This window comes from Candidatus Centipeda massiliensis (genome assembly GCF_900290285.1).
Lineage (GTDB): Bacteria > Bacillota > Negativicutes > Selenomonadales > Selenomonadaceae > Centipeda > Centipeda massiliensis.
In genome coordinates this window covers 1,084,215-1,099,763 of sequence record NZ_LT985754.1, presented here as the reverse complement: position 1 = coordinate 1,099,763, position 15,549 = coordinate 1,084,215, and the positions used below count along the sequence as shown (strand labels likewise).

Sequence of the window (15,549 nt, the reverse complement as noted above, 5' to 3'; positions counted from 1 at the left end):
TAGGGACGCTGCTAAATGCAGCGTCCCTAATTTTATATGTAAATATTGAAGGAATCAAGATCAATGTGCGCCGCACGTACCCGTCGACACACTGCAGTCCTCGTTGCGGTTCGTAAAGCCCATCTCCCGCAGCAGTTCCATGTCCTCTGCAATGGTTGTGCCCGATGTCGTGAGCATATTGCCCGTGATGGATGCGGATGCACCCGCGCGAAACGCCGTCGCACCGTTCTCCGGCAGCAGCTTCCGCCCCGCGCCGAGACGGATGTTCGCCGTCGGATTGATGAAGCGGAAAATCGCAATGGTGCGCAGGATGTCCTCGCCCGAGAGTGGTGCAAGATGTTCCAGCGGCGTGCCGGGAATCGCCATCAGCGAGTTGAGCGGGATGGACTCGATGCCAAGTTCTTGGAGCGCAAATGCCATGTCAAAGCGATCCTCCCACGTCTCCCCCATGCCGATGATTCCGCCGGAGCAGACGCAGAGCCCCTCTGCCTGTGCCGCCTTGATCGTACGGATACGGTCAGCGTAGCTGTGCGTCGTGCAGATCGCGGGGAAGTAACGCTCTGATGTTTCGATATTGTGATGATAGCTCGTCACTCCCGCCTCGCGCAGACGGCGGAATTGGCTGCGTGTAAGAAGCCCATGCGAAGCACAGAGGTCAATGGAGAGCGTGCGCCGCATTTCCTTGTAGGTGTCAAGCGCCTTCTCGAACTCCTCCCCGCAGAGAGCACCACCCGATGTGACAATGGAGAAGCGGTTCGCGCCTGCGTCCTGATTTGCCTTTGCGTGCGCGATGATTTCCTCCTGCGGCAGGAATTTGTAAATGTCGACGCCCGTCTTGTGCCGGCCTGCCTGTGCGCAGTATTTGCAGTCCTCACCGCAGCGCCCGCTGCGTCCGTTGACGATCGTGCACAGGTCGATGTGATTGTCGCAGAAATGCTTTTGTAGTCGGTATGCCGCCTCGCCCAGTTCCTTAATCGGCGTATTCATAAAGACGGAGCGGTCGTCCGTCGGTGTGACACGATAGCCCGCGATGATCTTCTTCGTGAGTTCAGCAATACCATGTTCGCGCATAAAAAATCCCTGCCTCGTAATAGATATTATTTATCGTGTCTATTATAAGGCAGGTTTTTTATTTCGTCAACCGGATATTCAGTTGTGGTTTACTCTTAGGAATCGCTGATAAAATGAAGTCCGTCAGATTGACGTAGATTTTTTCGTCCGAACAAGGAGGCAAACCGGACGCATAGCAGGGCTATGTGGAGGATTTGCCGACACAGTACGGGCAAAAAAGATGCGTCAAGATGGCGTGGCTGAATTTATCAGTGCTTCCCTTATAAAACTGCAAGCAGTTCACGAAGAACCGCCCGAACCTTCGCTTCGTGCACACAGACCTCTGTGATAAAATCTGCAAGATAGTCGCGAAAGATGCCCTCGCGCACACAGAGTTCGCGCAGTTCCGCAGCGGCTCCCTCCGCCGCAATATCGTACTCAATGCGATGCAGCAGGCGCGCAATCCTGCAGCGCGTTTCCTGCGAAAAAAACAGCTTGAGGTTCGCTGCTGCCGCCGTACTCCGCTCTGCACGGACAAGCCATATACGCGTGGCAAGATCATCGCTGAAATTCGCGAAGCCCTCCTCTGTCCACGCATCCGCTGCGGCAGGATCATCATCGCGCTCCCCCGCATAAAAGTGAATCTCCTTGTAGAGCGTATCGTTGAGGAGGCGCACAACCTCAGGCTTGGCATAGAGATGGCGGTCGCCGCGCACGCGGAACTCTCCGTCACGCAGTCCCATGAGCACACGATGATAGCGCACATTCGCATAGCAGGTGTAGAGCGTGCCCGTCTCCTTGAGCGCGCGATTCAGCACCATGAGCGTATCATACGGCTCGTAGGCATATTCGATGGCGAACTCCGAAATGATGCGGTCAAACATTTCCTCGGCAAAGGGGAGCGGATCGCGCCGCCAATCAAGGATGTGCCAGTGCACATCGAGCGCCGCAAGTGCCTCGTTCTCCGCAATCTCCGGATAGGGCGTAATGGCATGAATCTCTGCGTTCGGATACAACTCACGCAGACGCGCAAGATGCTCCGATCCGTCGACGACGAGAAGGCACAGAGGCTCCGTGCTCGGTGCGAGGAGTTCGAGAAGTTCCGTTCTCAATGTGAAAAGTCCCCGCGCTCCGCCCACAGGCGTTCGATCTCATCCATAAACGCCGTAAGATACGCGCCGCCGTCCATCAGTGCGGACTTCTCCACCTCCGTGCGCAGCGCCACGCGGCTTGCACGCACAGTGACAATATCCTCTGCCATCCGTACGGCGAGATTCTCGTACGCGCGTACGTCTTCCGCAATCCACTCTGTTTTCCCTGCCGCCGTAAGCATGGACCCGCCAAGGCGCGCGGCATGATGCGTCTCCCCGCGGAGTGTAATGACAGGTACGCCCATATAGAGCGCAGTCGTGGTCGATGCACCGCCCGTATACGGGAACGTGTCGAGCGCGATGTCGATGTCCCCGTAGTCCCCGAGGTAATCGCGCCTACCCGTACGCACGAAGATGCGCTTCGCGGGCAGTTTTAGCCCCTCGATCATCCCAAGGATTGTCGTCACGCGCAGCGGACTGTCCACGGCGGCATCCTGAAGGATCAGCTGTGCCTGCGGCAGCTTTTTCAGAATCCGCCCCCAGACCTTCAACGACTCCTCATTGATCTTCATAAAGTTCTGGAACACGCCGAAGGTGATCGGCGCATCCGTAGGACGCGCATGCACTTCACTCGCACGCATCGCCTCATCCGGTGTGAAATGGAATGCGTGCGGCAGACGCAGCAGCTGCTCACTGTAGAACGCCTCCGACCCCGCAGGTGAGAGCACGTCATCCGTCAGAAAGCCGTCCACGAAGGGTACGCCTGTCGTCGCAAACCAGCCGATCCCGGAGATCTGAACAGGTGCCGGGCGATATGCAAGCGGCATAAGGGTCATACCGCCATCCGTATGCCCACCGAGATCAAAGAGCACATCAATCTCATCCGCACGTATGCGCTCCGCCTGTTCCTCAATCGAGAGATTTGCAAGCATACGGTAGTCGACCGCACCGCGTAGGTTCTCTGTGAAGGCATCCGCACGGTCACTGAGAGAGTACGCATAGACATCGTATTTCTCTGTCAGTCCGCGCATAATCCCCTCATAGAAGAGAGATGAAGACGAGCTGAGGAAGTGCCCCGCGATAAAACCGATCCGCAGCCGCTCATGACAAACCTCCGCGCGCGGCGGCAGAGGCTCCTCATGCCGGTAGAGCGTCGCGTACATATCGAACTGTGCCTTCAGTTCCTTCGGCGTCAGATTCGGGACGGCATGGCAGAGATAGAGGTAGTTCGAGAAATGCTGCCGCTGACTGCGGAGGAATTTATCCTCCTGCGCCGCCTCAAAGTACGCCGCAAGCGCTCCCTCCGTATCCGCAAGGGCACGGCAGCATGCGCCCATCATCTCGGAGAAACGCCATTGCTCATCCGCAGGGATCTCCTCATGGGCACGCATGAACAAAATCGCTTCAATCGCCTCGTATATATACCCCTGATGAATGTCCTCACGGAGGGCGACATAGTCGTCAAGCCAACTCATTCTGCTGTTCTCTCCAATCTAAAATATGCAATCTCGGGCGGGCAGCCGATCCGCAGCGGGAACCAGCTGCCGTTGCCCGAATGCACATAACCGTAATTCTCACCGATGTGCACCATACCGCGCGTATACTTGAATACGGGGAACAGTGGCTGCCCGAAAATGCCGAACTGACTGCCATGCGTATGCCCCGTGAGCGTGAGCGGAACAGAGCCGTGTGCCGCCGCCTCGTCGATGAAATCGGGGTGATGCGCGAGGAGAACAGTCACCGCATCCTCTGGAACGTGCGCCATCGCCGCTGCAAAATACGCCTTTTTTTGCGGATCAAACGCATCGCCGCGCGCAAACGGATAGTCCACGCCCGCAATATAGAGATTTCCTCGTCCTGCGACCTGCTCCGCTCCGTTCAGTACGACATGAATACGTCCCTCGCCCGCCATGCGATCAACGAGCGAACGCGCCCCACGATAGTATTCATGGTTGCCGATACAGTACCAGATCCCGTCATGCCACTCCTGCGCATACGCGACAAGCACCTCTGCCGCTGCCTCGTTCTGCCGCTCATCGTCGAACAGATCGCCCGTCACGGCAAGCAGATCTGCGCCGCCCTGCGCCGCCTCTGCAAGTAGTTTTTCAAAATCCGCCACGGAGAAATATGTGCCAAGATGCACATCGCTGATCTGTGCAATCACCATGCCGTCTGCCTCGGGCGGCAGATTTGCAATCGGGATGGTATAGTCACGGCGTACCGTATGCTTGCGCTCGATAAATGCACCGTAACTGCTCAGAAGAAAGCCCGCCGCAGGATAGAGTGCCGCATTCTTCAGCACACGCCGCCGCGCGGGATCGTAAGGCGCATGCTGCATCTTCCGCCACAGTACACGCCCCACAACACCGAGCACAACGAAGCCAAGCGTAATCAGCTGCCCCACGAGCAGGAGAATGATGGGCAGCGTAACCATGCCCGCCCAGCCCTCCGTTTGATGGGTTCTGACCAAATAATAAAGCAGCCCAACGCCCCCGAGTTCGGCGACGGTGAGCGCGATGCGAAGATACGTCAGCCGCCGCCCCTCTGCGAGATAGCGCAGCGCGTACAGACACAGCCCGAGACAGGCAAGGACGACGAGCAGGAAAATCACAAAGAAACCGGGCAAATGTACCTCCTAAGCTATCAAAGTCCCGTAATCACCGAGACAAGTGGAATCGTTGCGACGGAGATCAGCGTTGAGAGTGCAATGATCTCCGTCATGAGCGGATAGGCGACCTTGTTGTAGAGGAGTGCCACCATTGCCACCATGCCGCCCGTCGGTGCAGCGACAATGACGAGGCTGCACCCAAGGATGTAGGGATTCGTCACAAACAGTTTCATAATGAAGAGAATCGGGATCGGCAGCACCACAGCCTTGAGAAAGGTATAGAGCAGGAGTTTCCGATCCGTCAGCATGTGACGCATGTGGATATCCTTCAGCGAGGCACCGATCATCATCATCGCCAGAGGTGCCGTCATTGCCCCGAGCAGCGCAAACGTCTGTGAGAGCAGCGGATGCGTCGGAATCTCAGCAAAGTAGATCACACACGCAATCAGCGATGCGATGATGCCGGGATTCAGCAGCATGCGGAACATCTCCAAACCGCGCCGCTTGTGAATGCTGATGGAGGAGACACCGTAGACGAAAAAGAGCAGATTCACGGGAATGAAGAACAGCGTCATATAGACAACCGCCTGATCGCCGTAGACGCCCTGCACAAGCGGCAGCCCCATAAAGAGCGAGTTATTGAACCAGAACGAGAGGTTGATCGCTCCGCGCAGGCGCCCGCGAAAGCGCAGCAGCAGCGGCAGCAGAAAGCCGACGAGACACATCATCGCAAGGAGGACGGCGTATGCGGTGTACGTCTCGATGACCTGTTCCAGCCCCATGTGCTCCTCGGCACGCATCGCCGCTGAGATGATGAGACAGGGGCACGCGATGTTGACAATCAGCGAGGAAAACTGCTCCTGATTGTTCGGAATGATGATCTTGTAGCGGCGTGCGAGTGCCCCCGCAAAGATCATCAGAAAAAATACGATCATCTGACCTAAAATCAGCATTACATTACCTTCTTTTCTATTCTCGTTTTCCCCGTCGCGGCGGGGAAAGGTGGTGCGTGCAGCGAGCCGATAGAAGCTCCTCTACGATTTGTGTTTCTCTTCCAGCAGCGGCTTCAAAAATTTCCCCGTGTAGGACTCTGCGACCTCTACAATCTGCTCGGGCGTCCCCTGCGCGACAATCGTCCCACCGCGCACGCCGCCCTCGGGACCGAGGTCGATCACATAGTCCGCCGCCTTGATGACGTCAAGGTTGTGCTCGATGACAACGACTGTATCACCGCCGTCCACAAGCCTCTGCAGGATGACGAGCAGCTTGTGGATGTCCGCCGCGTGCAGCCCCGTCGTTGGCTCGTCGAGGATGTAGAGCGTCTTGCCCGTGCTGCGCTTCGACAGCTCCGTCGCGAGCTTCACGCGCTGCGCCTCGCCGCCCGAGAGCGTCGTCGCGGGCTGTCCGAGACGGATGTAGCCAAGCCCCACGTCGCGGATGATCTCAAGCTTGCGTGCGATGCGCGGCACATTCTGAAAGAAGCCCACCGCCTCCTCAATCGTCATATCGAGTACCTCGGCGATGGTCTTGCCCTTGTAACGCACCTCAAGTGTCTCGCGGTTATAGCGTGCCCCCTTGCAGACCTCACACGGGACGTAGACATCGGGGAGGAACTGCATCTCGATCTTGAGGATGCCGTCCCCGCGGCACGCCTCACAGCGTCCGCCCTTCACGTTGAAGCTGAACCGCCCCGCCTTGTAGCCGCGCATGCGCGACTCCGAGACTTGACTGAAAAGCTCGCGGATTGCATCGAATACGCCCGTATAGGTCGCGGGATTCGAGCGCGGCGTACGCCCGATCGGCTGCTGGTCGATGTTGATGACCTTGTCGATGTGCTCAAGCCCCTTGATCTTCTTGTGCTTGCCGGGCTTTCCCTTCGCACGGTAGAGCCGCGAGGCAACGCCGCGATAGAGAATCTCGTTGACGAGCGTGGACTTGCCCGAGCCGGAGACACCCGTCACAAGCGTCAGCGTCCCGAGTGGAAACTTCACATTGATATTCTTCAGGTTATTTTCTGCCGCGCCCATAATTTCAAGGACGTTGCCATTGCCCTTGCGCCGCTCGGCGGGCACGGGGATAAATTTCTTGCGCGCAAGATACTGTCCCGTAATGGAGGCAGGGTTCGCCATGATCTCTTCCGCCGTTCCCTCCGCGACCACTTCGCCGCCGTGCTCGCCCGCACCTGGACCGATGTCAATGATGTGGTCGGCGGCGTACATCGTGTCCTCGTCATGCTCCACGACAATCAGCGTATTGCCGAGGTCGCGCAGATGCCGCAGCGTTGCAAGCAGACGGTTGTTGTCCCGCTGGTGCAGACCGATGCTCGGCTCGTCGAGAATGTAGAGCACCCCCATCAGCCCCGAGCCGATCTGTGTCGCGAGTCGGATGCGCTGCGCCTCGCCGCCCGAGAGCGTCCCCGCCGCGCGCGAGAGCGTCAGATAGTCCAGTCCCACATCGAGGAGGAAGTGCAGCCGTGCGTGGATTTCCTTTAGGATCTCCACGGCAATCTTCGCCTCGCGCGGGGAAAAATCCTTCTCCGCCTCTGCGAGGAACGCATCCGCCTCTCGGATCGTGAGTGCTGTGAGTTCGGCGATATTTTTTCCGCCGACCGTCACGGCGAGCGTCTCGGGCTTCAGCCGCGCCCCATGACACGCCGTACACGGTGTCTCCGTCATATAGTCCTCGTAGCTCTCGCGCATCTCCTCCGAGTCCGTCTCGCGGTAGCGTCGCGCAAGCGTGGGCAGAACCCCCTCGTACGGAACATTGTACTCCTTCTCCTCACCAAACATATTCGTATAGTGGAAGGAAACATACTCCTCCGATCCGTAGAGCAGTGTCTTCTGCATTTTCTTGTCCATACGGTTCCACTGCGTATGCTCGTCATAGTCATGCGCACGCAGGAGTGCCGTAATCGCACGCATCCCGTACGAGTTTGGATTTTTGGAAAGGGGCGCAAAGACACCGTCCGCCACACTGAGTGTTGGGTCGGGGACAACAAGCTCCTCGTCGAACTCCTTGTGACTGCCAAGCCCCGTACAGACGGGACACGCACCGAACGGGCTGTTGAACGAGAACATGCGCGGTGCAATCTCGGGGAGCGAGATGCCGCAGTCCACGCAGGCAAAATTCTCGCTGAACATGAGCAGTTCCCCGTCCACCATCTGCACGTAAACAACACCGCCGCCCGCATGCAGCGCCGTCTCAAGCGAGTCCGTCAAGCGGCTCTCCACGCCCGCACGCACGACGAGGCGGTCGACGACAATCTCAATCGTATGCTTCTTCTGCTTCTCAAGGGCGATTTCCTCGCCGAGATCGCGCAGTTCCCCGTCGATGCGCACGCGCACATAGCCGTCGCGGCGGATCTGGTCGAGGATCTTGCGGTGCTCGCCCTTTTTCCCGCGCACGAGCTGTGCCATGATGAGCAGCTTCGTCCCCTCAGGCTGCGTCAGGATCGCATCGACCATCTGATCGACGCTCTGCTGCGCGATGGGCTTGCCGCAGCTTGGACAGTGCGGACGACCCGCACGTGCATAGAGCAGGCGCAGATAGTCATAGACCTCCGTCACCGTGCCCACCGTCGAGCGCGGGTTGTGACTCGTCGTCTTTTGGTCGATGGAGATCGCGGGCGAGAGCCCCTCGATGTTGTCCACGTCCGGCTTGTCCATCTGCCCGAGGAACTGCCGCGCGTACGCGGACAGCGACTCCACATAGCGGCGCTGCCCCTCGGCATAGATCGTGTCAAAGGCGAGCGAGGACTTGCCCGAGCCGGACAGCCCCGTCACCACAACTAATTTATCGCGCGGAATCTCCACATTGATATTCTTCAGATTATGGGCGCGTGCGCCCTCGATTTTGATACTTTCGTTCATATTTTCCTCCATTTACTGTCCCACCATTATAGCGAACAGGGAGCAAAAGTAAAGGCATCGCTGTTGTTTTCTAATTGATCTATGGGCATATTTTGTTTTGATTTATTTGGAGCAAATGACTGAAGTTTATCAATACACTTGTTTTTCATACGCAGCGATGATATAATCATAGAAAATTGTATATTTCCACTGGGGGAGCGTTATTGCTGAGAGATCTCCGGATCGACCCTTGGAACCTGTTGGGTAATGCCTGCGTAGGGAAGTGGCTTTGTTTGTGATTGCCGTTCGGTCTATGCCGGACGGTTTTTTGTATTTTAGGAGGTCGTTTTATGGCAACTCAGATGCAGCGTGCACGCGCGGGGGAAATTACGGCGGAGATGCGTATTGTCGCAGAGGAGGAACGTGTGACGCCGGAGTTCGTACGCGAGAGCGTGGCAGCAGGGCGGGTTGTGATTCCCGCGAACACGGAACACAAAGGGCTCCGTCCGCGCGGGGTTGGCGCAGGGCTGCGCGTCAAAGTGAACGCGAACATTGGCACATCGAACGTATTCCCCGAAATTGAGCCGGAACTTGCGAAGCTGGACGAAGCTGTACGCTGCGGCGCAGACGCTGTAATGGATCTCTCGACAGGAGACAATATCGACCTATCACGCCGGCGCATCATCGAGCACTCCCCCGTCATGGTCGGGACAGTTCCACTCTACGAGGCGACCGTGGTCGCGATCCGAAAGCACGGTGCGGTGATTGAGATGACAGATGCGGATCTCTTTCATGTGATCGAGCAGCAGGCACGGGATGGGGCAGATTTCCTGACGCTGCACTGCGGCGTGACACGCACTGCCATCGAGCAAATGAAGCGCGAGGGACGCGTGATGGATATCGTGAGTCGCGGCGGATCATTTATTGCAGGCTGGATGCTCCACCACGGCAAGGAAAATCCGTTGTATGAGCGTTACGATGACATCCTCGACATCTGCGAGAAATACGATGTGACGATCAGTCTTGGCGACGGGATGCGCCCCGGCTGTCTCGCAGATGCGACGGATCGCTGCCAGATTACCGAACTGATTACGCTCGGGGAGCTTGTGGATCGCGCGTGGGCGCGCGGCGTTCAGGTGATGGTAGAGGGTCCCGGTCATGTGCCGTTCGATCAGATCGCGTCAAACATGAAGCTCGAAAAGGAACTCTGCCATAATGCGCCATTCTACGTACTCGGGCCTCTCGTGACGGACATCGCTCCGGGCTACGATCACATAACCTCGGCAATTGGCGGAACACTTGCCGCCGTAAACGGAGCAGACTTTATCTGCTATGTGACCCCTGCCGAGCATCTGGGACTGCCGACCATAGAGGATGTGCACACGGGCGTTATCACAGCGCGGATTGCGGCGCATGCAGCAGATCTCGTACGCGGCGTACCGGGTGCGTGGGAGTGGGATCTCGCAATGGCGAAGGCACGCAAGGAGCTGGATTGGGAAAAGCAGATGACGCTTGCAATCGATCCCGAACTTGCCCGCAAAAAACGCGGGGCGCGCAACGAGGAAGGTGAGGAGGCGTGCTCCATGTGCGGAAATTATTGTTCGGTGAAGCTCTTGGGACAGTATTTTGGGAAGCCCGTAAACGGATCTTGTTAGAGTGCTTTCTCAATCAGGCTGTCGCATAAGTTGTTTGGTCAGACCATAGTGCTATTCCTCACACTTACTTTTTCTTCTTGGGCAGATCGCCCTCAAGTTCCACAATCATATCGCGCAGCTCCGCCGCACGCTCGAATTCGAGCGCACGCGATGCCTGCTGCATTTCGCGCAGGAGACTCTTGACGAGGTTCTCGCGCTCCTTCTTGCCAAGTTTCTTCTTGGACTTGCCGTCCTTCTTGCCGTAGGGTGCCCTGTCCTCGGCGGCGACGAGTGTCATCTCGATCAGCGGGACGATGGGCTTTTCGATCGTCTTTGGCGTGATGCCGTGTGCCTCGTTATACTCATTCTGGATCGTTCGGCGGCGCTCCGTCTCGTCGATGGCACGCTGCATCGACCCTGTAATGACATCGCCGTACATAATAACGTGTCCGCCCGCATTGCGTGCGGCGCGTCCGATGGTCTGGATGAGCGCTGTATCCGAGCGCAGGAAGCCCTCCTTGTCCGCGTCGAGGATGGCGATGAGCGACACCTCGGGCATATCCAGTCCCTCGCGCAGCAGGTTGATGCCGACGAGCACGTCGAACTCGCCCGCTCTCAGGTCGTGGATGATCTCCGCACGCTCGATGGTCGCGATGTCCGAGTGGAGGTAGCGCACCTTCACCCCCGCCTCGCGTAGGTACTCGGTGAGGTTTTCCGCCATGCGCTTCGTGAGGGTTGTGACAAGGACGCGCTCATTTCGCTCAATCCGCACGCGAATCTCCGAGAGCAGATCGTCAATCTGTCCGTCGAGCGGGCGCACCTCCACCACTGGGTCAAGCAGCCCCGTTGGGCGGATGATCTGCTGCGCAACCTGCTGTGCCTGCTGCATCTCGTATTTGCCGGGCGTCGCCGAGACATAGACGATTTGGTTGACGCGTGCGGCGAACTCCTCGAATGTCAGCGGACGGTTATCGAACGCAGACGGCAAACGAAAGCCGTTGTCCACGAGCGAGACCTTACGGCTGCGGTCGCCGCCGTACATGGCGTGAATCTGCGGCAGAGTCACGTGAGACTCGTCGATCATGATGAGGAAGTCCTCAGGAAAGTAGTCAAGGAGCGTATATGGCGTATCCCCTGCGTTCCTGTGCGTAAGGTGGCGCGAGTAGTTCTCGATGCCGGAGCAGTAGCCCATCTCCTCCATCATCTCAAGGTCGTAGTTCGTGCGCTGTTCGAGCCGCTGTGCCTCAAGCTGTTTGCCTGCGCCCTTCAGCTCGTCCAGACGCTGTGCAAGCTCCGTACGGATATCCGCCATTGCAATCTTCATATCCTCATCGTCCGTGACGTAGTGGGATGCAGGAAAGACCATCGAATGAAGCCGTTCACCGTAGACCTCGCCTGAGGTCACATCAAATTCAATGATCCGCTCGACCTCATCGCCGAACATCTCGATGCGTACGCCACGATTGTTGTAGCCCGCAGGGAAGATCTCGACCACGTCGCCGCGCACGCGGAAGCGCCCGCGCTCAAAGGCGATGTCGTTGCGCTCGTAGCGAATGGCGACAAGTTTTTGCAGAATCGCCTCGCGCGGAATCGTCTGCCCCTTGTGTACGGAGAGCACCATCTCATGATAGCTCTCGGGGGAGCCGAGACCGTAGATGCAGGACACGCTCGCGACGATAATCACGTCGCGCCGCTCGAACAGCGAACAGGTCGCGGAGTGGCGCAGCTCATCGATCTCATCGTTGATGGACGCGTCCTTCTCGATGTAGGTGTCCGTCTGCGCGATGTAGGCTTCGGGCTGGTAGTAGTCGTAGTAGCTGACAAAGTAGCCGACGTAGTTGTCGGGAAAGAAGGACTTGAACTCGCTCGCAAGCTGCGCCGCGAGTGTCTTGTTGTGTGCAATGACGAGCGTTGGGCGCTGCACGCGCTCAATGACCTTTGCCATCGTATAGGTCTTGCCCGTCCCCGTCGCGCCGAGCAGCACCTGCGCCGTCATGCCGTTTTCAATGCCGCCCGCAAGATCTGCAATCGCCTGCGGCTGATCGCCCATCGGCTCAAAGGGTGCGACGACCTTGAACGGAACCTCCTTCTCGAAGATCGTTGTATTGAGTTTCGGAACCATCGCCATCGTACGCCCTCCTTCGCATTGCAAAAAAATCATTCTGTCATTATATCGCATTCAACGTGTGATGAAAATAGTGCGAAGCGAAAAAGCTCCGTCGTCTCATAAAAAAAGGGGCTGCCGCATATAATGCAGCAGCTCCCCAAAAACATTGTATCTCTTAGAACGCCCAGTTTACATGAGCGCCGCCGGAGTAGCCCTGGCGCTTGCCCTGCCAGCCCGCAAACCGCAGGTCATACGAGAAGCGGCTGTCCTTCGGTGCAAAGCGGTAGCCCACTTCGAGCATTCCGCTCCCGCCGCGCAGTGACGGACTCGGGGTCTCATACCCCANGTAGCCCTGGCGCTTGCCCTGCCAGCCCGCAAACCGCAGGTCATACGAGAAGCGGCTGTCCTTCGGTGCAAAGCGGTAGCCCACTTCGAGCATTCCGCTCCCGCCGCGCAGTGACGGACTCGGGGTCTCATACCCCATAAAGCTTGCCGTCGCCTTTCCGCTCAGCTCATACTCCCACGCAAGTCCTGCGAAGATCTCACTCTTGTCGCTGTCCTTATGCGTGTAGCTAAAGCCCAGACGCACGCGGTTCGAGTTTACTGCGCCGAAGTTATATTCATCGACGTTCGAATTGCGTCCGCTCGTATGGATCTTTGCCTGCATGCCGGACTGGTACGACCAGAAGTAGCGCAGGTATGCGTTCACTCTATCTTTCTCGTTGGTCTTCATCTCCTTGCCAATGCCCAGATGCGCCGCATAGTACGCATTCGAGCTGTCATAGCTTGAGCTGGTGCCCGAATAGAGCGAGCCGCTGTAGTCGCTGCGCGTCTTGCCGCCGTGCAGTGCCGCCTCTGCCCAGAGTCCCTGTGCATTCTCTACGCGTCCCATGACGCCGAGTCCAAGGTAGCTGACTTTGCCGCTGCCATGGACGCCGCTGTCGAGGTAGGAGTCGTATTTGCCCTTGCCGTATTCGACAAAGGGGCTAAAGAGGAGGGTGCTGCCCGTCTGCCCGAGTTCCCGCGTCCAGCCAACGGCAAGTCCGTAGCCCTGCGTGTCGCTGTAGGAGCCGGATTTGACGGTCATGCCGCTCTGCTCCATCGCTGCCCAGATATGGTAGCCGCGTGCATCCTTGTCCTTGTCGCCGCTTCCCTCTTTCTTGGCGGAGGTCATGCCTGCACCTGCAAGAAGGTCTGCGCCGCCGTTGATGAAGCTGGTCGCACCTGCTCTGGTTTCGGTAAAGGATTTGGTCTCTTCGCTGATGGCTGCCCGCGTGACGGTTGCGATCAGCTCGTCGCTGCTCCGCTTCATGATGTCAAAGCCGTAGAGGAGGGAGACGCCCTGCATGGTCTCTACGTGGTTGACGAGGGTCTGCGGTGCGGGCGGCGCGATGCTGTCCGCATCGGTGGTCAGTGTGCCGTTTCCTGCAACTTTCATGAGGCTGATGACGTCGTTGACCTTCAGTCCCCGTGCAAGCCCATTGACGCCGACACCGACGTCGATGCCGCGGATGTCTTTGCTCGTGGTACCGAGGCTCAGTATGGTCGGGTTCTCGTTGGTGATGCCTTCATTCAGGTAGAACTGGAGGTTCTTGATGCCCGTGAAGTCGCCGGCGTAGGACTGCTGCGTCAGGTCATGGTGAACGGCAAGGGTGTTGTTGCCGTCGGTTGCGCCGCCGTTGCCGCCCTTGATGGTGCCCTCAACGCGCGATCCCGTGAGGTTGATGATGTTGTCGCGGTTGCTGCCGGTGGCGTTGCCCGCAGCGACATCTCCGGTAACGGTGGATCCCTTGCCGATGTTCACAATGTTCCCCTCGGCGGTGATGCAGCTGCCGCCAAAGACGCTGCCCGTGACGGTGATGCCGTCCGCGATGTTCACGGTGTTGCGCAGAGATGCGTTATGTGCGTGTCCGCCGTAGATATTCCCTGTGACATTTGCGTGCACGTTGACGGTGTTTTCAATGGCATCCAAGCCATTCGTGCTGTCCGTGGAGCCGCCGACGATGTTGCCGGTGACGGCTGCGTTGACGTTGACCACGTTCTTAACGGCACTGCCGTGTGTGGAGTGTCCGCCGGTGATCGTGGTCGACGTGTTCGAGGTCGGTGCTGCGGAGATCGTTACAGTATTCTCTTCGGCGTCGTTCTTCGCCTCTGCGCCCATAACGCTTGCGCCGCTGATAGTGCCGCCTTTGATCTCTGCTGTGTTCTTTGTCGCCTTGCCGGCGCTCTGTGCACCCTTGAGGCTGCCCGTGACTGTGCCGGAGGAGATGATCGCTTTGTTATTTGCTGCGTCTCCTGCGGTCAGGGTTTCTGCACCGATGGCGGTGGTGACACTGCCGCCCTTAATTTCTGTGGTGTTCTCTTCGGCTGTGCCGCTCTGGCTCTGTGCTCCGACGAGTTTGTCTGTGACGCTGCCGCCCGTGAGGATGGCATTGTTCTTCAGTGCTTTGCCACCCACGGTCTTTGCGCCGTAGGCATTCGTTGCCGTGCCGTCTTCGACGGTGAGGATATTCTCCTCTGCCGCACCGTTTGCGGTCTGTGTGTCACCCGCAATGGCGTTGGTGACGGCTGCACCTGTCTTGAGGGTGAGCTTGTTGTTCTTGGTCGCGCCATCCGTGCCGTAAACGGTCTTGCCGCCGAATACGTCGCTGCGTGCGTTGCTGTTAACGTCGACGTTTGCATTCTGCCACTTATAGGCAGAGAGATTGAGGCTGCCGCCTGCCGTGGTAACATCTTGGTTGTTGTCCGTGACAAGGCTGTACTCGACATCGCCTGTGCGCTCACTGCCCGTACTGCTGTAACCGCTGAGGGTGAGTTTCTTGCCCGCTGCCATCTGGAAGAGGTGGACGTTCTTTTCCATGACGCTGCCAAGCCAGTTGGAAACGTCTGCGCCCGCCGGCTTTTCGATGGTGCTGTAGGTAAGAGCGGTGTCATCGTTCAGCGTGAGGACGGTATCCCCATCGGCAAGATTCGAGCCAAGGCTCCATGTGATCTTGCCGAAGTTTTCGAGGCTGCCGACCTGAGCGCCCTTGCTCTTGAGGTTGAGGACGTTGCCCTCGGCAGATTTGTTGCCGCCGCTGAGTTTGCCCGTGACGGTGACGTTAGCATCATTCGTGCCGTCACCGATGGTGATCTTGTTGCCCGTGGTCGTGCCATTGCCGTTTGCAAAGCCGCCATAGACATCACCCGTGACACTTCCGCTGTAGAGGTT

At 58.0% G+C, this 15,549-nt stretch carries 8 protein-coding genes and 1 riboswitch; of the genes, 1 reads left to right on the top strand and 7 read right to left on the bottom strand.

The window, feature by feature from the left end; translation table 11 throughout:
- Window positions 1-60: 60 nt before the first annotated feature.
- The 6 genes from bioB to uvrA all read right to left on the bottom strand — a co-directional run bounded on the left by bioB (window position 61) and on the right by uvrA (window position 8,618).
- Window positions 61-1,071 (bottom strand): biotin synthase BioB, encoded by a 1,011-nt coding sequence (bioB, locus tag C8273_RS05310; protein WP_106626712.1) that lies wholly within the window; start codon window positions 1,069-1,071, stop codon window positions 61-63.
- A gap of 260 nt (window positions 1,072-1,331) precedes the next feature.
- On the bottom strand, window positions 1,332-2,162 hold the full coding sequence (locus tag C8273_RS05300; RefSeq protein ID WP_106626711.1) for a methyltransferase domain-containing protein: 831 nt from the start codon (window positions 2,160-2,162) through the stop codon (window positions 1,332-1,334).
- Complete coding sequence (locus C8273_RS05295) at window positions 2,159-3,616, bottom strand: O-linked N-acetylglucosamine transferase, SPINDLY family protein (protein ID WP_106626710.1); 1,458 nt, start codon at window positions 3,614-3,616, stop codon at window positions 2,159-2,161. Before C8273_RS05295 ends, C8273_RS05300 begins: the two co-directional genes overlap by 4 nt.
- Window positions 3,613-4,767, bottom strand: coding sequence for a metallophosphoesterase (locus C8273_RS05290; protein WP_234343850.1), 1,155 nt, complete (start codon window positions 4,765-4,767; stop codon window positions 3,613-3,615). Before C8273_RS05290 ends, C8273_RS05295 begins: the two co-directional genes overlap by 4 nt.
- A 17-nt stretch (window positions 4,768-4,784) precedes the next feature.
- Window positions 4,785-5,702, bottom strand: a complete 918-nt coding sequence (locus tag C8273_RS05285; protein ID WP_106626709.1) for an AEC family transporter — start codon at window positions 5,700-5,702, stop codon at window positions 4,785-4,787.
- A gap of 81 nt (window positions 5,703-5,783) precedes the next feature.
- Window positions 5,784-8,618 (bottom strand): excinuclease ABC subunit UvrA, encoded by a 2,835-nt coding sequence (gene uvrA / locus C8273_RS05280; RefSeq protein ID WP_106626847.1) that lies wholly within the window; start codon window positions 8,616-8,618, stop codon window positions 5,784-5,786.
- Window positions 8,619-8,799: 181 nt separating this feature from the next.
- Window positions 8,800-8,896: riboswitch (TPP riboswitch) on the top strand.
- 51 nt (window positions 8,897-8,947) lie between these two features.
- Between uvrA and thiC the strand changes: the two genes are divergently transcribed.
- Complete coding sequence (gene thiC, locus C8273_RS05275) at window positions 8,948-10,252, top strand: phosphomethylpyrimidine synthase ThiC (RefSeq protein WP_106626708.1); 1,305 nt, start codon at window positions 8,948-8,950, stop codon at window positions 10,250-10,252.
- 64 nt (window positions 10,253-10,316) lie between these two features.
- Here thiC and uvrB read toward each other — a convergent pair whose 3' ends face one another.
- Entirely contained in the window at window positions 10,317-12,359 is a 2,043-nt protein-coding gene (gene uvrB, locus C8273_RS05270; RefSeq protein WP_106626707.1) for an excinuclease ABC subunit UvrB, read from the bottom strand.
- Window positions 12,360-15,549: the final 3,190 nt, after the last annotated feature.